Source organism: Providencia sp. 6390 (assembly GCF_058148425.1).
Genome location: NZ_JBYVYL010000001.1, coordinates 203,987 through 225,127, shown reverse-complemented (window position 1 = coordinate 225,127; position 21,141 = coordinate 203,987). Strand labels below are relative to the sequence as shown.

General features: G+C 41.6%; 19 protein-coding genes. 7 read left to right on the top strand and 12 right to left on the bottom strand.

All coding sequences use genetic code 11. From position 1 onward, the window contains the following. Window positions 1–187: 187 nt before the first annotated feature. Both ligA and zipA read right to left on the bottom strand, forming a co-directional pair. On the bottom strand, window positions 188–2,203 hold the full coding sequence (ligA, locus tag AC3Z9T_RS01110) for an NAD-dependent DNA ligase LigA (protein WP_490124380.1): 2,016 nt from the start codon (window positions 2,201–2,203) through the stop codon (window positions 188–190). Window positions 2,204–2,260: 57 nt separating this feature from the next. Continuing rightward, window positions 2,261–3,253 carry a cell division protein ZipA gene (gene zipA, locus AC3Z9T_RS01105; protein WP_490125122.1) on the bottom strand — a complete coding sequence of 331 codons (993 nt, stop codon included), beginning with the start codon at window positions 3,251–3,253 and terminating at the stop codon, window positions 2,261–2,263. Between the two features lie 350 nt (window positions 3,254–3,603). Between zipA and cysZ the strand changes: the two genes are divergently transcribed. From cysZ to crr, 5 genes are all read left to right on the top strand, one after another. Then, window positions 3,604–4,368 (top strand): sulfate transporter CysZ, encoded by a 765-nt coding sequence (gene cysZ, locus AC3Z9T_RS01100; RefSeq protein WP_490124379.1) that lies wholly within the window; start codon window positions 3,604–3,606, stop codon window positions 4,366–4,368. Window positions 4,369–4,608: 240 nt separating this feature from the next. After that, window positions 4,609–5,562, top strand: coding sequence for a cysteine synthase A (cysK, locus tag AC3Z9T_RS01095; protein WP_490124378.1), 954 nt, complete (start codon window positions 4,609–4,611; stop codon window positions 5,560–5,562). A gap of 555 nt (window positions 5,563–6,117) precedes the next feature. Further along, entirely contained in the window at window positions 6,118–6,375 is a 258-nt protein-coding gene (ptsH, locus tag AC3Z9T_RS01090) for a phosphocarrier protein Hpr (RefSeq protein ID WP_008910625.1), read from the top strand. Window positions 6,376–6,508: 133 nt separating this feature from the next. Next, window positions 6,509–8,236, top strand: a complete 1,728-nt coding sequence (ptsI, locus tag AC3Z9T_RS01085; protein ID WP_490124377.1) for a phosphoenolpyruvate-protein phosphotransferase PtsI — start codon at window positions 6,509–6,511, stop codon at window positions 8,234–8,236. Between the two features lie 62 nt (window positions 8,237–8,298). Beyond that, complete coding sequence (gene crr, locus AC3Z9T_RS01080; protein WP_490124376.1) at window positions 8,299–8,808, top strand: PTS glucose transporter subunit IIA; 510 nt, start codon at window positions 8,299–8,301, stop codon at window positions 8,806–8,808. 74 nt (window positions 8,809–8,882) lie between these two features. Here crr and cysM read toward each other — a convergent pair whose 3' ends face one another. The 8 genes from cysM to AC3Z9T_RS01040 all read right to left on the bottom strand — a co-directional run bounded on the left by cysM (window position 8,883) and on the right by AC3Z9T_RS01040 (window position 16,196). After that, a complete protein-coding gene (cysM, locus tag AC3Z9T_RS01075; protein WP_490124375.1) occupies window positions 8,883–9,767 on the bottom strand; it encodes a cysteine synthase CysM in 885 nt (294 codons plus the stop codon). Window positions 9,768–9,973: 206 nt separating this feature from the next. Next, window positions 9,974–11,062, bottom strand: coding sequence for a sulfate/thiosulfate ABC transporter ATP-binding protein CysA (cysA, locus tag AC3Z9T_RS01070; RefSeq protein WP_490124374.1), 1,089 nt, complete (start codon window positions 11,060–11,062; stop codon window positions 9,974–9,976). A gap of 2 nt (window positions 11,063–11,064) precedes the next feature. After that, the gene (gene cysW / locus AC3Z9T_RS01065) at window positions 11,065–11,907 is read right to left on the bottom strand and encodes a sulfate/thiosulfate ABC transporter permease CysW (protein ID WP_490125121.1); all 843 of its coding nucleotides are present in this window, start codon (window positions 11,905–11,907) and stop codon (window positions 11,065–11,067) included. A 17-nt stretch (window positions 11,908–11,924) separates the two neighbouring features. Further along, window positions 11,925–12,755: a sulfate/thiosulfate ABC transporter permease CysT gene (gene cysT / locus AC3Z9T_RS01060; RefSeq protein ID WP_490124373.1), complete on the bottom strand. Its 831-nt coding sequence runs from the start codon at window positions 12,753–12,755 to the stop codon at window positions 11,925–11,927. Continuing rightward, entirely contained in the window at window positions 12,755–13,777 is a 1,023-nt protein-coding gene (locus AC3Z9T_RS01055) for a sulfate ABC transporter substrate-binding protein (protein ID WP_490124372.1), read from the bottom strand. The genes cysT and AC3Z9T_RS01055 overlap by 1 nt, the downstream gene beginning before the upstream one ends. A 255-nt stretch (window positions 13,778–14,032) precedes the next feature. Further along, complete coding sequence (locus AC3Z9T_RS01050; protein WP_490124371.1) at window positions 14,033–14,929, bottom strand: Dyp-type peroxidase; 897 nt, start codon at window positions 14,927–14,929, stop codon at window positions 14,033–14,035. A gap of 168 nt (window positions 14,930–15,097) precedes the next feature. After that, window positions 15,098–15,694 carry an RpoE-regulated lipoprotein gene (locus tag AC3Z9T_RS01045; protein ID WP_490124370.1) on the bottom strand — a complete coding sequence of 199 codons (597 nt, stop codon included), beginning with the start codon at window positions 15,692–15,694 and terminating at the stop codon, window positions 15,098–15,100. Window positions 15,695–15,764: 70 nt separating this feature from the next. Continuing rightward, window positions 15,765–16,196 carry a GNAT family acetyltransferase gene (locus tag AC3Z9T_RS01040; protein WP_490124369.1) on the bottom strand — a complete coding sequence of 144 codons (432 nt, stop codon included), beginning with the start codon at window positions 16,194–16,196 and terminating at the stop codon, window positions 15,765–15,767. Window positions 16,197–16,332: 136 nt separating this feature from the next. Between AC3Z9T_RS01040 and hemF the strand changes: the two genes are divergently transcribed. Then, window positions 16,333–17,253, top strand: coding sequence for an oxygen-dependent coproporphyrinogen oxidase (gene hemF, locus AC3Z9T_RS01035; RefSeq protein ID WP_490124368.1), 921 nt, complete (start codon window positions 16,333–16,335; stop codon window positions 17,251–17,253). A gap of 152 nt (window positions 17,254–17,405) precedes the next feature. Beyond that, the gene (locus tag AC3Z9T_RS01030) at window positions 17,406–18,566 is read left to right on the top strand and encodes a M4 family metallopeptidase (RefSeq protein WP_490124367.1); all 1,161 of its coding nucleotides are present in this window, start codon (window positions 17,406–17,408) and stop codon (window positions 18,564–18,566) included. Window positions 18,567–18,645: 79 nt separating this feature from the next. Here the strand turns inward: AC3Z9T_RS01030 and rluF are convergent, their stop codons facing one another. Both rluF and der read right to left on the bottom strand, forming a co-directional pair. Further along, complete coding sequence (gene rluF, locus AC3Z9T_RS01025; RefSeq protein ID WP_490124366.1) at window positions 18,646–19,521, bottom strand: 23S rRNA pseudouridine(2604) synthase RluF; 876 nt, start codon at window positions 19,519–19,521, stop codon at window positions 18,646–18,648. A 116-nt stretch (window positions 19,522–19,637) separates the two neighbouring features. Further along, window positions 19,638–21,110: a ribosome biogenesis GTPase Der gene (gene der / locus AC3Z9T_RS01020; RefSeq protein ID WP_490124365.1), complete on the bottom strand. Its 1,473-nt coding sequence runs from the start codon at window positions 21,108–21,110 to the stop codon at window positions 19,638–19,640. Between the last annotated feature and the right edge of the window lie 31 nt (window positions 21,111–21,141).

The following is a 21,141-nucleotide window of genomic DNA, read 5'->3' as shown; positions in this document are numbered from 1 at the left end:
ATGTAATAGGCGACATTTAAATGCGACAAGCATCACATTAGTATGAAAATGGAATCATTGTATTTTGCAGAAAGCTAATGCCGATCACACTTTAAGAGGAAACACTAACTCTTAACCATTAGATTGATATAGGTCATGTCATCACCCCGTACCCCAGATGATGACACCCAAAAACTATAGTAGAAGATCAAGAACCTAGCAAACGAATAAGCTCATCTTCATCAATGACTTGAATACCTAACTCATTTGCTTTAGCCAGTTTAGATCCTGCCGCCTCACCAGCAATCACTAAATCGGTTTTTTTCGAAACACTACCCGCCACTTTAGCACCTAAGGCAACCAGTTTATCTTTCGCTTCATCACGGGTTAATCGGCTCATCGAGCCTGTTAATACCACTGTTTTTCCTGTGAATGGACTATTAATACTACTGACATCTACAGCAACTGCTTGTGGCCAATGAATATTAGCTTTGTTTAATAAGTCTTGGATCACAGCTTGGTTATGTTCTTCACGAAAGAAATTAACTACATGCTTTGCAACAACATGACCAATATCTTGTACTGTTTTAAGTGACTCTTCATCTGCTGCCATCACAGCTTCAAGCGTACCATAATGCGATGCAAGGTTTGCTGCTGTTGCTTCCCCAACCTCACGAATACCTAATGCATAAATAAAACGTGCTAACGTAGTTGCTTTCGATTTATCTAAAGCATCAACTAAGTTCTGTGCTGACTTAGGCCCCATTCTATCAAGCCCAGTAAGAATACCTGCACTCAATTGGTATAGATCAGCAGGTGTTTTCACATACTCTTTTTCAACTAATTGGTCGATGATTTTGTCACCCATCCCATCGACATCCATTGCACGACGTGAAACAAAATGTTTTAGCGCTTCTTTACGCTGTGCACCACAAATCAAACCACCGGTACAGCGTGCAACCGCTTCACCTTCTACGCGCTCAATATCTGAGCCACAAACTGGGCAATGGCTTGGAAAGACAATTTCGCGGCTATCGGCAGGTCGCTCCGATTCCACAACGCTAACGATTTGTGGAATTACATCACCAGCACGGCGGATTACCACCGTATCGCCAATATGTACACCTAGACGCTCAATTTCATCGGCATTATGTAGTGTCGCATTACTGACTATCACCCCAGCCACTTGAACAGGCTCTAAGCGTGCCACTGGTGTAATCGCACCTGTACGCCCCACTTGAAATTCAACGTCTTTTAATAAGGTAATTTGTTCTTGTGCGGGAAATTTAAATGCCGTTGCCCAGCGGGGGGCTCGAGAAACAAAGCCCAGCTCTTCTTGGGTGGCGATCGAGTTAATTTTGATAACCACGCCATCAATATCAAAACCAAGTGATGGACGAACTTTTTCTATTTCATGATAAAAATCTAATACCGCTTGGTGCCCAGTTCTCAGTTGAACATAATCACTGACAGGTAAGCCCCACGCTTTAAATTGCATCAAACGTTCATAATGCGTGTCGGGTAATGTTTCACCTTCTACTAAACCTACGCCATAACAATAAAAAGTGAGTGGTCTTTTAGCTGTGATACGGGGATCAAGCTGACGTAATGAACCGGCTGCTGCATTACGAGGATTAGCAAACACTTTGCCGCCAGTACGGCGCGCTTCTTCATTCAGTGCCTCAAAACCTTTTTGTGGCATAAAGACTTCACCACGAATTTCAACGCGAGCAGGAATATTGTCACCCGTTAAACGTAACGGAATAGCACGAATGGTTCGAACGTTTGAGGTAATATTTTCACCAACAGTACCATCACCTCGTGTGGCTGCTTGTACTAGCTCACCATTTTCATATAGTAAGCTCACAGCTAAACCATCAAGCTTTAACTCACAACAAAAAGTTTGCTCTTGCTGATCTTTCAGTCTATCTCTAACACGTTTATCAAATGCAAGATAACTCTCTTCATCAAACACGTTATCAAGAGATAACATCGGTATTTCATGGCGAACAGTATCGAAGGCCGCAAGTGGTGCCGCACCAACACGCTGTGTAGGCGAATCACTGGTGATCCACTCAGGATGCTCTGCTTCAATGGCTTTTAGTTCTTGCATTAGCTTGTCATATTCAGCATCTGGAATTTCAGGTGCATCTAATACATGATATTGATACTCGTGATAACGTAATTGCTGTTTGAGCGCATCGAGATGTTGTTTTGTGGTCATGTTTCACCCATAAATATAAAAAACCCCCAATCAAGGGGGTTCAAGTCGTTCTGATAATTAATTCAACGTATTGCGGATCCGCGCATGATACACCTCTATTTTTTGAGGTGTTAGCATCTTACGCTCATCATCAAGGACAACACCACCCGCATCGGAAGCAATGCGTTGTGCTGCCTGTAGCATCAATTTGAAGTTTTGGCTTGCATCACCATAAGATGGCACCATCATAAACATGGAGACACCCGGTGTTGTAAACTCAGACATAGTCTCAGGATCAAACGAACCCGGTTTAACCATATTTGCAAGGCTAAATAGCACAGGCCCAGTTCCCGATGGATGCACATGGCGATGGAAAATACGCATTTCACCGAATTGGAACCCTGCTTGTAGAATACTTTGTAACAGCACTTCACCTTGTAAAACTTGGCCTTGATGAGCAGCTACATGAAGAACCAGAACCGTCTCCTTGTTGTTCGCTGGAGATTGATTTTGCGGTTGTTCAATTTTCTTCTCAGTGTGCGCCTGTTCCTGTTCATGATGTATCGGCTGCAGCTCCTCTTTACCGTCATTAATGTCGAAATCAAATTCAGGTTGCTCTGGCGTATGAGATGCACGCACAGCAGCAGTTAGTTGCGAAGGCTCAGCTTTCACAACAGGTTGTTCGTTCACAATATCAACCTGTGTATCAGCATCAGATACAATAGGCTCTGAACGCGTAGGCGTCATGTTTAATACAGGCTCGGTATCGTGAATAGAAGGTGAAATGGGTGGCAAATCAGGTTCGACACGACGTTCTTCTTTTACCTGACGCACAGGTTCAGAAACCATAGGCTGAGAGACTGGTTGCTCTTGCGCTTCAGTTTCGTTGAATAATGCAGAATCATCATCATAATCTGATGACTTATCCTGACTGTCATGTTTTCGGCGTTTTACGGGACGATCACGGAATAACTTTGAGCGCTCTTTACGGCTGGTCCATAGACCATGCAGTAACAGCGCAACTATGGCTATCGCACCTACGACCACTAATATCAGACGCAAATCCTGCATCGCTGCTATCTCTAGTTGTTGAATGATAATGCCACCACGGCAAAAACTAAGCCAAAATAATTTAAGCTGCAAGCTAACAAGCTGTAAATCCTACCTTAAAGCCAATCTATTATATAATTTTAAGGCATTCATACAACAGAGCACCGTCAACACAATCGCAACTTAAAATATGACGGATATATCTTAAGATTATTTGGCAAACGTGCTAAGTGCAACCCTCTGAACGATTTTCTTATAAGAAAGAGACAATTCTGCTTTCGTTTGCTGTTTTTTTAAGCAAATACTGACTAGCCAGCCTAAAATCCTACCTATATGATACATGGTCAACCGTAAAGGAGAGAACAAGAAGTATGATCCAATCGACAGATCCGCAACAAAAAAGCCATTCTGGCTTTTACTACTTCGCACAAGGATGGCGCTTAGTCACGCGCCCAGGTATTAAACGTTTTGTCATTCTGCCGCTTTTAGCCAACATTATTTTACTCGGTGGCGCATTTTGGTGGCTATATAGCAAGCTAGGTGGCTGGATCACTCAAGTCATGAGCTACATTCCAAGCTGGCTACAATGGCTTGACTATCTCATTTGGCCAGTTGCAGTTATATCAATTTTGCTCGTATTTACTTATTTTTTTAGCACTGTTGCTAATATTATTGCAGCGCCATTCAATGGTTGGCTATCTGAAAAGCTGGAATCTGAACTAACGGGTATCCCTGCTCCTGATGGGGGTATTATTGATGTTGCTAAAGATGTTCCACGAATGATTAAGCGTGAATTTGTGAGAATTGGCTACTACCTACCTCGCGCGATTGGTTTGCTTATTTTATTTTTTATTCCAGGTATAGGGCAAACCGTAGCCCCAATCCTATGGTTCTTATTCGGCGCATGGATGATGTCAATTCAATACTGTGACTACCCGTTTGATAACCACCGAGTTGGCTTTAGCGAAATGAAGCAAGCGTTATCAAAAGACCGTATGAATAATATTCAATTTGGCGGTGCAGTTAGCATATTGATGATGATCCCAATCCTTAACTTGCTGATCATGCCCGTCGCTGTATGTGGCGCAACGTTAATGTGGGTTGACCGCTACCGCGCTCGCTACGCACGTTACTAATCTTTCTAAAAACGCGACGTTATTGATAAATAGCTCGCGTTTTTACTCATTGGGTCCCTACAGTTCCTTGCCAGATTGGCGTTTTTTGTCATAACCTTTTATTAGAATCCCCCCCTGCAAAATAACTTAATGATATAAGTATATAGGTAATTCATATTTGCAATAAGGGGACATTCGAGTATGTTGAACTCAACCTTACATCCGACTCTCAGCTCTAACTGACTATTATAAGGATATCCCATGAGTAAAATTTATGATGATAATTCGCTAACCATTGGTCATACCCCATTAGTACGTTTAAAACATTTCGGAAACGGCAATATTTTAGCGAAGGTTGAATCGCGCAATCCAAGTTTTAGCGTTAAATGCCGTATTGGTGCGAATATGATTTGGGATGCTGAGAAAAAAGGAATTCTAACCAAAGAGAAAGAACTCGTCGAGCCAACCAGTGGTAATACAGGGATTGCATTAGCATATGTTGCCGCAGCAAGAGGTTACAAATTAACCTTAACAATGCCTGAAACCATGAGTGTTGAACGTCGTAAGCTCCTAAAAGCACTTGGGGCCAACCTCGTTTTAACCGAGGGCGCTAAAGGTATGAAAGGCGCTATCGAAAAAGCAGAAGAAATCGTCAACAGTGATCCAAACAAATATATTCTACTGCAACAGTTTAATAACCCTGCAAACCCTGAAATCCACGAAAAAACCACAGGACCTGAAATCTGGGAAGATACTGATGGTCAAGTCGATGTGGTTATTGCCGGTGTTGGGACAGGTGGAACCATCACAGGGATTGGTCGTTATTTAAAGAATACTAAAGGCAAAGATGTCACTATCGTTGCAGTTGAACCGGAAACATCACCAGTAATCAGCCAAACTTTAGCGGGTGAAGAAGTGAAGCCTGGCCCTCATAAAATTCAAGGCATCGGTGCTGGTTTTATTCCTGGCAACTTAGATGTTTCACTCATTGATAGAGTATTTAAAATCACTGATGACGAAGCCATCAAAACGGCTCGCGCGTTAATGGAGAATGAAGGTATTCTTGCGGGGATCTCTTCAGGTGCTGCGATTGCTGCTGCGGTTAAGTTGGCAGCAGAGCCTGAGTTCAAAAATAAAAACATCGTGGTTATTCTACCCTCCTCGGGTGAACGCTATCTTTCAACTGTATTGTTCGCCGATCTTGCAGCAGATTAATTTTAAAAGCGTTAACTATTCGTTAAAAAAGCACCTTATGGGTGCTTTTTTTGTGGTATGGATCAAACTTTAGCACGGATTGAGATGATTTCTAATCGAGGGTTTAGTATTAAACATAGTAATTATTTTGAGCCGCGAAATTAATCCAATTTAAGTCAAAAAATTTGATCATCAAACTGGTATTATTTAGGCTATGTACTCTAAATAATTCGAGGTGCAGCTAGGCGACAAGTGAGCGTAGTCACTTATACCTTAACGAAAAGCGCTGCAACTTGAAGTATAAGGAGTATAAACTGAAAAAGGATTGATATTCGACAGAGTCGAAACCTTTTTAACAGTGAATAATCTAACTAGGCACACTCTGTCATGCAAAATACAGCTTTAAACTGTAGTATGGTGAGAGAGTGTATATTCTAAATAATTCAAGATAGCGCTAGGCGACAAGTGAATGAAGTGAGCGTAGTCATCAACGCTATAGCTTGAAATATGAAGAGTATACAAACCTAAGTTAAATCAACTACACTTATAAAAAACTAAAGTTATTGAGGAAATAATATGTTCCAGCAAGAAGTCACTATTACAGCACCAAACGGCTTACATACCCGCCCAGCAGCTCAATTTGTGAAAGAAGCCAAAGCATTCACTTCTGATATCACTTTGATTTCAGGTGGCAAATCAGCGAGCGCAAAAAGCCTATTCAAGCTACAAACTCTGGGTTTAACTCAAGGTACTGTTGTGACCATTTCAGCCGAAGGCGAAGACGAAAAACAAGCAGTAGAACATTTAGTTAAACTGATGGGTGAACTGGAGTAATCTTGCTCGCAAGAGAACCAGTGTTACCGAGTTAATTTTCTATCCCTGAATACTTTTATTCAGGGATATCAGTTTAGACTTACTGTAATCTCTTCAACATCAGAACACCGACCCGCAGTAGTAAGGTAATAATATGATTTCAGGAATTTTAGTATCCCCAGGTTTTGCTTTTGGTCAGGCTTTACTCCTCAAAGAAGACCCTATCGTTGTTAGCACTAAAAAAATTGCTGACAACCAGATAGAAACCGAGATCCAACGCTTCATTGATGGACGCAACAAATCAGCCGAACAACTCAGCCTCATCAAAGAAAAAGCCGAAAAAAATCTTGGTGCGGAAAAAGCTGAGATCTTTGAAGGCCATATTATGCTGTTGGAAGATGAAGAGCTTGAGCAAGAAATTGTTACCTTGATTAAAGGCGACAAAAAAACTGCTGACGCTGCAGTCTATTCCGTCATCGAAGATCAGGCGCAAGCCCTTGAAGCTCTTGATGATGAATACTTGAAAGAGCGTGCAGCTGACGTACGAGATATTGGTAAGCGCCTGTTAAAAAACATTATGGGTATGCCAATTGTTGATCTCAGCGCTATCGATAAAGAAGTGATCCTCGTCGCCGCAGACTTAACCCCTTCTGAGACCGCACAACTTAACCTTGATAAAGTACTTGGCTTTATCACCGATTTAGGTGGCCGTACTTCACATACTTCAATCATGGCACGTTCACTTGAGCTACCTGCGATTGTCGGTACTTCAGATGCAACGACTAAAATTAAAAATGGCGACTACATCATTCTCGATGGCGTAAACAACCACATTTATTTGAATCCATCAGATCAAGAAATTGATAAGCTGAAAACATTCAATGAAGAATACCAGCAAGAAAAAAATGAACTGGCTAAGCTAAAAGATTTGCCAGCAATCACTCTTGATGGTCATCAGGTCGAAGTGTGTGCAAACATCGGGACTGTACGCGATGTCGCAGGCGCAGAGCGTAATGGTGCTGAAGGTGTTGGTTTATATCGTACCGAATTCCTATTTATGGACAGAGATTCTCTGCCAACGGAAGAAGAACAATTCCAAGCATATAAAGCCGTTGCTGAAGCTATGGGCAGCCAAGCGGTGATTGTACGTACCATGGATATTGGTGGTGATAAAGACCTGCCATACATGAATTTACCTAAAGAAGAAAACCCATTCTTAGGTTGGCGTGCAATTCGTATTTGCCTTGATCGCAAAGAAATTCTACATTCTCAGTTAAGAGCTATTTTAAGAGCCTCAAGTTTTGGTAAACTGCGTATTATGTTCCCGATGATTATTTCCGTTGAGGAAGTCCGTGAACTAAAAGCAGAACTTGAGATGCTAAAAGGTCAATTACGTGAAGAAGGCAAAGCCTTTGATGAATCAATTGAGGTTGGTGTCATGGTGGAAACACCAGCTGCCGCAGTTATTGCTCATCATTTAGCGAAAGAAGTTGACTTTTTCAGTATTGGGACGAACGATCTCACTCAATATACTCTAGCTGTTGACCGTGGTAATGAGCTGATTTCTCACCTCTACAATCCGATGTCACCTGCAGTTTTAAATCTGATTAAACAGGTGATTGATGCATCACATGCAGAAGGTAAATGGACAGGAATGTGTGGCGAGTTAGCAGGTGACGAACGTGCAACCTTATTGTTGCTTGGCATGGGATTAGATGAGTTTAGTATGAGTGCAATATCAATTCCTCGTATTAAAAAATTAATTCGTAATGCAAACTTTGCTGATACTAAAGCGCTAGCTGAACAAGCACTTGCTCAACCTACCGCTGATGAATTAATGAAACTTGTCGATACCTTTATCCAAGAAAAAACGTTATGCTAGGGGCAGCACAATAGAAACAGCACATTAGTTTCGGTCCCATATAAACGATTAGGAGAAGATCCATGGGTCTGTTTGACAAACTGAAATCACTGGTTTCGGATGATAAAAATAGCAGTGGCAGTATTGAAATTATCGCACCTTTATCAGGTGAAATCGTCAATATTGAAGACGTTCCCGACGTTGTTTTCGCTGAGAAAATTGTTGGTGATGGTATTGCTATCAAACCTGCGGGTAACAAAATTGTCGCTCCTGTAGATGGGACTATTGGTAAGATTTTTGAAACCAATCATGCGTTTTCCATTGAATCCGATGATGGCATTGAGCTATTTGTTCACTTCGGTATTGATACTGTTGAGCTAAAAGGCGAAGGCTTTAAGCGTATTGCTGAAGAAGGCCAAACTGTCAAAAAAGGCGATTTAGTTATCGAGTTTGATCTCGCATTACTGGAAGAAAAAGCAAAATCAGTTCTCACCCCTGTAGTTATTTCTAACATGGATGAAATTAAAGAACTGACTAAGCTGAGTGGTACCGTAACTGTTGGTGAAACGGTTATCATGCGCGTTAAGAAATAATGTCATCGCCTTATGGCGATAGAATAAAACCATCAGATAGCCTACGCTACTGATGGTTTTTTTATGATATGGCGTTATTGATCAAATACACCCGTTGAAAGATAACGATCGCCTCTGTCACAAATAATCGCCACAATCACTGCGTTAGGATTGGCTTTAGCCACTTTCAGTGCCCCTGCTACCGCTCCACCAGAGCTAACCCCACAAAAGATACCTTCTTGCTTTGCAAGTGCTCTCATGGTGTCTTCTGCCTCTTGCTGATTGATGTCTAATACGTTATCAACTAAGTTTTGATCAAAAATCCCCGGAAGATACCCTGGCGACCAGCGGCGAATACCGGGTATTTGGCTTTTTTCCGCGGGCTGTAAGCCAACAATTTGCACATCTTGCAACTGGGATTTTAAATAACGGCTCACACCTGTGATAGTGCCTGTTGTACCCATACTTGAAACAAAGTGTGTAATCCGCCCTTGAGTTTGTTGCCAAATTTCTGGGCCTGTCGTATTAAAGTGAGCGAGTGGGTTATCAGGGTTATTAAATTGATCAAGCACCTTCCCTTCCCCACGAGCCTCCATTTCTTGTGCTAAATCACGAGCACCTTCCATTCCAACCGTAGTACTGACTAAAATTAATTCAGCACCATAAGCCCTCATTGATGCTTGGCGCTCTTTACTCATGTTCTCAGGCATCAATAATTTGAGTTTATAACCTTTCACAGCAGCTATCATGGCAAGTGCAATACCAGTATTACCACTTGTTGCCTCTATCAAGGTATCACCGATTTTTATTTCGCCACGCTTTTCTGCTTCGGTGATCATTGAAAACGCAGCGCGATCTTTCACCGAACCTGCGGGGTTATTACCTTCTAATTTCACCCAAATTTCAGCATCTATGCCATCAGCTAAGCGCTGAAGTTTAACTAAAGGCGTGTTGCCAATAAATTGTTCCAGAGTTGCCACTATCGATTCCTTATTTCATTTATCTCTAATGCTCTTTCTGATGGTTATAAATGATATCCTATTATGAGCAAATAGTTTGCATGAAAAAAATTCACTTATATATCAATAATTAATAAAATCGATTGGACTTACAACTAAATTAGATAATAAACGAGGATTGCACCAATAAAAAGAGTTCTATTGGCGCAATTTTAATTGATTGGATATTAAGCGCTTTGAGCTAACTGGGGGAAAAACAGTTCATTTTCACCTTGGTAGATTTTTGCTTGATGGCTACCCATAAAATATTGTTCGCCACGCGCAGGGATTGAGTGAGATGATTGCCAAACTACAGATAAAGGTTCATTTCCCCAACCAATTGGCTGGACAGTCAACTGCCAGAAATGCCCTCTAGGACCTGATTCAATCACTCTTATTGGCAAACGGTGCTGTTCATCAGCTTCTTTAACTAAGCTGATATCCCAAGGACGTAAGAAAACATCGACTTCACCTTGATGAGCACTGGTGTGATGCAATGGAAAATCATAACCATCAATCTGTAGCTGAGAGCCTTTAATATAGCCGTGGAGTTGATTCACCTCCCCCATAAACTCTAATACAAAACGCGTTTCAGGGTGCTGCCAAATTTCATCTGGCGTTCCAACTTGCTCAACGTGACCTTGACTCATTACCACAATTCTATCAGCCACTTCCATCGCTTCTTCTTGGTCATGAGTTACAAATACACTAGTGAATTTTAATTCATCATGCAATTGGCGTAACCAACGGCGCAGTTCAATACGTACCTGCGCATCTAAAGCACCAAAAGGTTCATCAAGTAATAAAATCTGCGGCTCTACCGCAAGCGCTCTCGCTAAAGCGACTCGCTGTTTTTGCCCACCAGATAACTGCGAGGGATAACGTGTCGCAAGATGAGCTAACTGTACCATCTCCAATAATTGCATCACTTTTTGCTGAATAGCTTGTGAAGATGGACGTTGCTTTCTAGGCATTACTGTTAAACCAAACGCGACATTGTCAAATACCGTCATATGACGAAACAGTGCATAGTGCTGAAACACAAACCCAACATGGCGATCTTTAGCATGAATTCGGCTCACATCTTGACCATGAAAACGTAAACTGCCATAGCTGTGTTGCTCTAAACCTGCAATAATTCTCAATAGTGTTGTTTTACCTGAACCCGATGGGCCAAGTAGCGCAACCATTTCTCCGGAAGCAATATCTAATGAGATATCTTTCAGCACTTGCGTCTTAGCAAATAATTTGCCGATTTTTTCGATTTGAATACTCATTGTTAATGAACTCCTGATTCGGTTTGCTGCCGGCTCAAATGCCATTGCAACGCACTTTTGATAATCAAAGTGATAATTGCCATCACAGCAAGGATCGCCGCGGCGGTAAATGCGCCTACGGTGTTATAGTCTTGATGCAATAATTCAACCTGTAATGGTAGCGTATAGGTTTCACCCCGGATTGCACCTGAGACCACAGAAACTGCACCAAACTCACCAATTGCCCTTGCATTGGTTAGGACAACACCATATAACAGGGCCCAGCGAATATTCGGTAATGTCACCCGCCAAAACATTTTCCAACCGGATGCACCAAGTAGCACTGCTGCTTCATCCTCTTGACTACCTTGGCTTAGCATCAGTGGAACCAACTCTCTAACCACAAACGGGCAAGTCACAAAAATGGTGACTAATGCCATGCCTGGCCATGAAAACATCAATTGAATGTCATAGCCCTCAAGCCAACCGCCAAACCAGCTGTTAGAACCGTAAAACAGTAGATACAACAGGCCAGCAACTACAGGCGACACTGCAAAAGGAATATCAACTAATGTCAGTAATAGCTGTCTTCCCGGAAACTGAAAGCGGGTTACCAGCCACGCAAGCATGGTGCCAAAAATTAAGTTAACTGGAACTGTTATCAGCGCAATCAGTACTGTTAAACCAATTGCATGCAACATATCTGAATCATTTAAGTTGAGTAAAACTGCATCGACCCCTTTCGAAAATGCAGTCATAAAGATCCAAAGAATAGGAACCACCAGCAGTATGACCGAAAATAATATGCCAACTGCTATCAAGAACCACTTAGCCCAATTAATGGGTTGGCGCGAAGTTGCTGTCATTGGTGTAACTTGAGCCACTATTTCCCCCCCAATCGCTTGCCAAAGCGGCTTTGTACGATATTAACGCTAAATAACAACAGTAATGATGCAGCTAAAATCACCGATGCAATTGCGCTCGCTGCTGGATAATCAAACTGTTGTAACTGACTAAAAATCATCAATGAAACAACTTCTGTTTGCCAAGCAATATTGCCCGCAATAAAAATAATGGCACCAAATTCGCCCAAGCTACGGGTAAAAGAGAGAACAGTTCCTGCTAATAGTGCAGGCGAAACCTCAGGTAACACCACTTTGCGAAATGTTTGCCAACGACTCGCTCCTAGCGTTTGTGCCGCTTCTTCATATTCGGGGCCAAGCTCTTCCAAAACGGGTTGAACCGTTCTTACCACAAATGGGATACTGGTAAATGCCATTGCGACTGCAATACCTAGCCAAGTATTCACCACTTTAATATCAAATTGGTGTAAATATTGCCCATACCAACCGGACGTCGCAAACAGCGTTGCTAATGTTAAACCAGCCACGGCTGTCGGTAATGCAAAAGGTAAGTCAACAAGGCCATCCAAGAAAGTCCGCCCTGGAAAGCGATAACGAGTCAAGATCCATGCCAACAACATACCAAAAACAGCATTAAACAAACTTGCCACTAACGCAGCCAACAAAGTCACTTTATAAGCAGCCACCACTTGCGGGTAGCTGATCACTGCCCAATATTGCTGCCATGTCATTTCTGACAATTGGATCACTAAGGCACTCAGTGGCAACAGTAAGATCAAACAGGTATAGAACAAACTGCTACCTAATGTGAGGCCGAATCCGGGCAAGAAACGTTTCCCTGAATTACGCATTAACGGCGCCCTTCTGCCATCAATTTGTCAAACTCACCGTTAGTTGCAAAATGAGTTTCCATCACCGCTGGCCAACTCTTAAATTGTGACTCCACCGTAAATAAACGCGTTTCAGGGAATTTATCTTTATTCGCAGCCATCACGTCTTTATCGTTAACTCGATAATTAAAACTAGTAATAATCTCTTGGGCTTTTGGACTGTATAAGTAATACAGATACGCTTTAGCTAAATCTTCAGTACCGTTTTTCTGTACATTTTTATCAACCCACGTTACTGGAAATTCAGCTAAAATATCCACTGGTGGAACGATAACTTCATAGTCTGATTCGCCGTATTGTTGACGAATGTTATTGACTTCTGATTCAAAGCTTATCAACACATCACCAAGACCACGTTCAATAAACGAGGTGGTTGCACCGCGGCCTCCAGTATCAAATACTTCGACATTTTTCAAAAACTGCTTCATTTGCTCACGCGTTTTCTGTTCGTCGCCTTTGTTTTCTTGTGCAAATGCTCCCCATGCAGCTAAATAGGTATAGCGGCCATTACCCGATGTTTTCGGATTAGGAAATATCAATTTAACATCGGTGCGCGCTAAGTCATCCCATGTTTTGATACCTTTTGGGTTATCTTTACGCACTAAAAACGCCATAGTGGAATAATAAGGTGAGCTATTATTGGGTAAACGAGCTTGCCAATTTTCAGGGATCAAATTGCCTTTATCATGCAAAATCTGTACATCGGTGACTTGGTTATAGGTCACCACATCGGCTTTTAGTCCCTGTAAAATAGCTAGAGCTTGTTTGGATGAGCCTGCATGTGACTGCTTAATTGTCACCTTGTCATTGGGGTGTAACTCATTCCACTGTTTTTCAAACTCAGGATTTAAAGCAACGAATAATTCGCGTGCAATATCATAGGAGCTATTGAGTAATTCGGCAGCGACTAATGGTGCACTTCCCATCAGTGAAATTGTTGCAAATCCTGCTAAGGCTGTTTTCTTTAAGAAAGCTTTCTTCATTAGACACCTACTTATACTAAACCTAAACCATGCCATTGAAGTTACTTTATCTGCTTTAGTTATAACTGTGTAGTTATCAATCGCTTTTTAATATATCAAATTGATATAATCCATACATTATGGCAATAAGCAACAAAATGGCATTTATCATCAATCAGTTAGCCATATGAGAGGTGTTCATGAAAACGTTGAATGAGAACAAAAAGAATGGAGTCAAAACGGTAGTTGCCGCTTCCTTGCGACAATCATTTTTACTTATAGTGAGAGTAACTTATCAATAGATGGAGCAAAATAGTAGCTACCTGATACTGCTTTTGTCATACGTAACAGGTCATCATATTTGCCATCTTTCTCGCCAAACATACTTAATAGCTGTTGTTCGATATTATGTAGGCGGGCGCAATAAGCAACAAAGAACAAACCATGCTTACCACTGGCAGTGCCATAAGGTAAGCTATGACGCATAATAGACAGTTCTTCGCCATCTTCTTCAACCACAACACGTGATACATGGGACGTCACATTACGCACACTTTCATCAAGCTCTACGCTGTCTTTTTTAGTACGGCCAATCATTTTTTCTTGTTCATGCTCAGAGAAGCGATCCCACTTTTTCAAACTGTGCTCATAACGCTGAACAAGAATATAGCTACCCCCTATATCAACACCATCCGCAATCAGGGCAACTTCCGCAATCTCTTCACCTTGTGGATTTTCACTACCATCGATAAAACCACTCAAATCACGCTCTTCCACCCAACGGAAACCATGCGTTTCTTCTTCAACTTTTATGGCAGAACCGAATGCTTTCAAAGCAGCTTGCGCTAGCGAGAAATTAATATCATGGCGTTGAGATTGAATATGTATAAATAGGTCACGTTGAGTTGCAGGCGCTAAACCTCTGCCTAATTGGCGAAATGGCTTCAATTCAGGTGCACTTTCAGGGGATGAAAGTTGTTTCCAAATATCTGAACCAAATGCAACAACAGCACCCAAACGATCGGCTGGATACTGTTCTTGTAATTGAGTCAGTGAATCAACAAAGCGCTGACAGCCTAATTTAATATCATCCAAAGATCCTTGCACCATTGCTTCAATGAAAATGCCGAAACGGCTATGATCTTTCAGAATACCGCTCTGAGAGTGAGACATTTAATCAACCTCTTGTTATATGTAAGTGATCCCCATTTATTTTAACGCAAATAATTGCCAGCAGGTAAGAAATAGATGGGATTGGTTTGATTAAATCGAACATTGCGCCAACAAAGGGAATGGCATGCTTTATCTGATCAACAAAGCATGCATTGAATGAAATTCAGATTATTTTTTCCAAGTAATTTGCGATACCGTCCAGCTTTTTAACTCATCATCTGGTGGCATTAAACCTTCAGGTCCTTGCCATTTACCATTAAAGCTATAGAAAATATGTGACGTTTCTGGAGCAACGCATTCAACTGTTGGCTGGTCATTAATTGGCTCAGCCATTTTACAAGCGCCAAATGCTTTTTCATAAATATCACTAAATTGCGAACCAATTTTCGTTCCCCATTCAGTCACAATTTTAGGATCATTAATAATAACGCGAGAAACGTGTCCTTTTTCAGGACCGATCACCTCAACTTTAACCGTCTCATCATCAATACCTTGGAAAACCGTCACAATTTCACCTTGTTCGGTTTGCATACCACTACGAATGGTATAACGATTATCCAAACGCTCTTTAATAATATCTGCTTGCATCGGTGTAAAACCAGTTATCCCACCGACCCCCGCAGCTTTAGCCGTTATTGGGCTACTGAACCAGTTCATCGGTGAAAGTGAAGACCAGAACCCTCCTGAGCCTGCGCAACCAGACAATAGCAATATGCTAGTCAATGCTGTTATCTGAGAAACCTTCACAATTGCACTTTTAGGCATAACATCCTCTATTAATGGTTTACTTGATGCTTACTGTGACAACCTATTTTTAAAAACATTCCAGCCAACGCTAAAAATCTAAATCATTCGCTAGTGTTTTCGCATAAATAAGACGTGCTGGCTGCTCTTCTTCGTAAAGCATTTTTTCAAACATGCAAATGGCAGCGTCTGACTCTTCATTAACCAGTAATTCAATTCTGCCACAGCCTCTAGCACGTAATTTCTTTTCTAAACGGCTAACCAAAGCATTTGCAATGCCCCGCCCGCGGTATTCAGGGTGAACAGCCAGATAATAAGCTGAGCCTCTAATGCCGTCATAGCCTCCCATCACGGTACCGACAACCTCTCCAGTGACTTCAGCAACAAGAAATAAATCAGCCCCACATTGTAATTTGCGTTCAATATCAAGTTCAGGATCACCCCCAAACTCATTTAAATCACAGCGTTCCCACAATGCGATGACCTCCTCAAAATCACTTTGGCGGAAGATACGTATTTCCATATTAATGACCCGTTTTAACTGAGCTTTCTGTCATTATCACTGCTTTTGGCGCACAATCAATATTCAATATGCCTTTTTTAATTCAAAAAGGTATACTTTACCCACTTTTTTCTGCCAACTGTTCGATTGGAAAACAATGAATTACCCTGATATTTTTCGCGTGAAAGCTTTTTTACGCGAACTACAAGATACGATTTGCCAAAAAATAACTGAACTGGATGGTAAGGAAACCTTCCTAGAACAAACATGGGAAAGAGCTGAAGGAGGTGGTGGCCGCAGCCGTGTATTAACGCAAGGCGCTATTTTTGAACAAGCTGGCGTTAACTTTTCCTATATTCAAGGCAGCCAAATGCCTGCTTCAGCCACCGCACATCGTCCAGAGCTAGCGGGTCGTAGCTACCAAGCGATGGGGGTATCATTAGTGATCCACCCTCTCAACCCTTACATCCCAACAACCCATGCCAACGTGCGCTTTTTTATTGCAGAGAAAGAAGGCCATGATCCTGTTTGGTGGTTTGGTGGTGGATTCGATTTAACCCCCTATTACGGCTTTGAAGAGGACGTCATTCATTGGCACCAAGTTGCTCATGACCTCTGCACTCCCTTTGGCACTGATACCTATCAAACCTATAAAAATTGGTGCGATGAATATTTCTATTTAAAACATCGCAACGAACCAAGAGGTGTCGGCGGTTTGTTTTATGATGACCTAAATAAACCCGATTTCGAGACCTGCTTTGCATTTACCCAAGCAGTTGGAAATGGCTTCTTAGATGCCTACGTTCCTATTGTCGAAAAGCGCCGTCAACATATTTGGGGAGATAAAGAGCGTCAATTTCAACTGTATCGACGTGGTCGCTATGTCGAATTTAACTTAGTTTGGGATAGAGGAACGCTATTTGGTTTACAAAGTGGCGGGCGCACTGAATCCATTTTAATGTCGATGCCACCGCTAGTGCGCTGGGAATATGATTATCACCCAGAGCCCAATAGCCCCGAAGCAAAATTATATCGTGATTTCTTAGTCACTAAAAAAGATTGGCTAGCTAAAGAATAACGGTGATTACCATCATTTACGTCGCCAAAACACTTGGCGGCTTTTGTGATAAAAATTAGCAAATTTTAATAAACATGATTAACTATCAACTAGTTACATAATCAACTTTGTCGCCTATGATTCCATTCTCACAAACAAAATGGAGTCTATCTATGAGTCATATCCTTGGGCGTTCTTACCTTCCCCCTTATCTTGTTGATCAAATGTATCAAGGATCACCATCATCAAATATGAAGTCTGCATTACTTCATGCGAATGAATTAATGAGTAAAGCGTACAGCATAGAAGATAAAGAACTGTTAAAAACGCTTTTTATTAATTCTGCACGTCCGGGAAACAATTATGAGCGTATTATCAGAGATGCAGAACAAAACGATGAATTTCCTGGTCATGCACATTCTGATTTACCTATTTGCTCACGTTCTGATCTTTCATTAGATGACAAGATCCCGAATCCAAATGTTCTCCATATGCCGCACGAAGATTATCAAATCATCATGAAAGAAGGCGATATTGTTGCACCTTCAAATGCTGCGCGTATTGTCTATGAATCTGTTGGTAAAGTACGCTCTTTTTACAAAGAAAAATTGGGTATTGATAAATTATTTGGCTGTGATTCCCAAATCAATGCCGTGATCCACTATGGTAAAGACTATCCGAATGCATTTTGGAATTCGCAAGCCATTTTCTTTGGTGATGGCGACAGGCTATATACGAGAGCTTTCTATAATGATATCGATATTATTGGTCACGAACTTAGCCATGCATTTGTCACTTTCACTACCGATTTTGATTATTGGTTCCAATCAGGTGCACTCAATGAGTCTGTTGCTGACGTAATTGGTATGATGGTGAAACAATATGCCGCTAACGAACGAGCAGATGAATCCAATTGGCTGTTAGGAGAAAACTTATTCCTTGATAGAGCTAATGCGCCTGCATTGCGTTCGATGAAAGCACCTGGTACGGCATATAATATTCCTGTTCCTGGTCAGAGAAACATGAAAGATATGCAAGTGGGCCATATGAAGGACTATATGCACCTATCTATGCTTCAAGACAATGGCGGCGTACATATCAATTCAGGGATCCCGAATAAAGCCTTCTACTTGTTAGCCACTGCGCTTGGTGGTTACTCATGGGAGGTAGCAGGAAAAGTTTGGATTAAAACTATGTATGATACAACACTACACTCAAAAACGACGTTTAAGGAATTCGCAAAAGCAACTATTAACACAGCGACTCAAGAGTTTGATTATAGTGTTGCTGATGCTACCCGTAAGAGCTGGGAAGGTGTTGGTCTGTTTGTGTAGTCATTTCGATAAAGTAGTCTGCCAGTAATGGCAAAACTTGTCAGCCATAAGTATAGGATACGGCTGACATTTTATAGCATTAGCGTTTTTTCTTTTTACGGCCCGGTTGCGTAAAACGCTTACGGGATGCAGTATCCGCAGTTGCTTTTGGTTTATTTCCTGCGTTTGGTTTACTATTTCCTTTTCCACTCGCGGGGGTTTTAGCTTTTGTAGGTTTCTTTGGCTTAGCATCTGACTCTGATTTCTCAATCATTTCAAACAGCTTAATTAATTCATCATCTGTTAAATCACGCCATTCACCTAATGGGATCCCCGAAAGACCCACATTCATAATTCTAACGCGCTCTAATTTAGTGACTTCAAAGCCAAAATGCTCACACATACGACGAATTTGACGATTTAGCCCTTGAACTAAAGTGATACGAAATACAAATGGAGCTTCCTTTTTCACTTTGCATTTTTTGGTCATCGTACCTAAGATTGGTACCCCAGCTCCCATACCACGAACAAACTCATCGGTAATCGGTTTATTTACAGTAACCAAATACTCTTTTTCGTGTTCATTACCGGCACGCAAGATTTTATTAACCAAGTCCCCATGATTTGTCAAAAAAATCAAACCTTGTGAGTCTTTATCTAAACGACCAATTGGGAAGACACGCTTACTGTGGTTAACATAATCAACAATATTATCTTTTTCGCCGCTTTCAGTGGTACTGACAATACCGACTGGCTTATTCAGTGCAATTAGCACTAAATCCTCTTCATTCCTTGGCTCAATAAGTTGCCCATTGACTTTAACAATATCACCACTAAAAACTTGGTCACCAATAGCAGCACGTTTGCCATTAATAAAAACATTGCCTTGTTCAATGTAGCGATCTGCATCACGCCTTGAGCAAATACCACTTTCACTAATGTACTTGTTAAGACGTGTAGAAGATTGAGTTTGCATGGTTACCCTCTGTAATCTGCATCGCAGGGAGCGCTTTTCTCCCAATATTAGAAAGCCGTAACAGTGCATACCATTACGGCTTTTGTGAAGCTCACATTCTCTGTGACTTCATATAATTAACGTTTCTTCAAATGCTGCATTAAACGCTTACGTTTACGTAGCTGTGTTGCCGTTAACTGATTCTTTTTATTTGCATAAGGGTTTTCACCCTCTTTAAATTGAATGCGGATTGGTGTTCCCATTACCTGCAATGAACGGCGGAAATAGTTCATCAGATAACGTTTGTAACTATCCGGCAAATCAGAAACTTGGTTACCGTGGATCACAACAATCGGTGGATTATGGCCACCTGCATGTGCATATTTCATTTTAACACGGCGACCACGGATCAATGGTGGCTGGTGCTCATCTTCCGCCATTTTCATGATACGTGTTAGTAGAGCCGTCCCCACACGTCGGGTTGCTGACTCATAAGCCTCTTGAACAGATTCAAATAGGTTACCAACACCACTGCCATGTAATGCAGAAATAAAGTGGATACGCGCAAAGTCCACAAAACCAAGACGCAATTCGAGCATGTCTTTTACATGGTCGCGATCTTCAGGTTTCATGCCATCCCATTTATTAACAGCGATGACTAAAGAACGCCCTGCGTTCAAAATAAAACCTAAGAGTGATAGGTCTTGGTCTGAGATCCCTTCACGTGCGTCGATGACTAGCAATACAACGTTTGCATCTTCGATAGCTTGTAATGTTTTAATTACTGAGAATTTTTCGACGGTTTCAGTAACTTTGCCACGTTTACGTACCCCCGCCGTATCAATCAGAATATACTCACGTTCATCACGCTCCATCGGGATATAGATGCTATCACGTGTTGTGCCGGGCATATCAAATACGACAACGCGATCTTCACCAAGAATACGGTTTGTGAGTGTTGATTTACCAACATTTGGACGACCGACAATCGCCAATTTGATTGGCAATCCAGTTGGATCAAAATCGTCTTCTTCGTCCTCGAATTCTGCATTTTCTTCTTGAGCTGCCCAGTATGCTGCATTTTCTTCTTCTTCGGTCAGCTCAACTTCTTCTTCGATTTCGATAAAAGGCTTCAGTGATTTTTCAATTAACTGGGTTACACCACGACCATGAGATGCAGCAATAGAGTGGATTTCACCTAAACCTAAAGAGTAAAAATCACCAATTGCAGTATCAGCATCGATACCGTCCGTTTTATTGGCAACTAAATAGGTTTTTTTCTTACGGCTACGTAAGTGCTTAGCGATCCCTTCGTCCGCAGGCATTAGCCCTGCTCGTGCATCGACCATAAATAGGACAACATCGGCTTCTTCAATCGCTTGCAATGATTGAGCAGCCATATGGGTCTCGACACCTTCTTCAGTGCCATCGATACCACCGGTGTCGATAATGATAAATTCATGCCCTTCAACTTCAGCACGACCATATTTACGATCACGAGTCAGACCGGGAAAATCCGCTACCAGTGCATCACGGGTACGGGTTAATCGGTTAAATAACGTGGATTTTCCTACGTTTGGACGCCCAACCAGCGCTACGACGGGTATCATTATTTGATGCCTCACTACTTTAATTAACTAA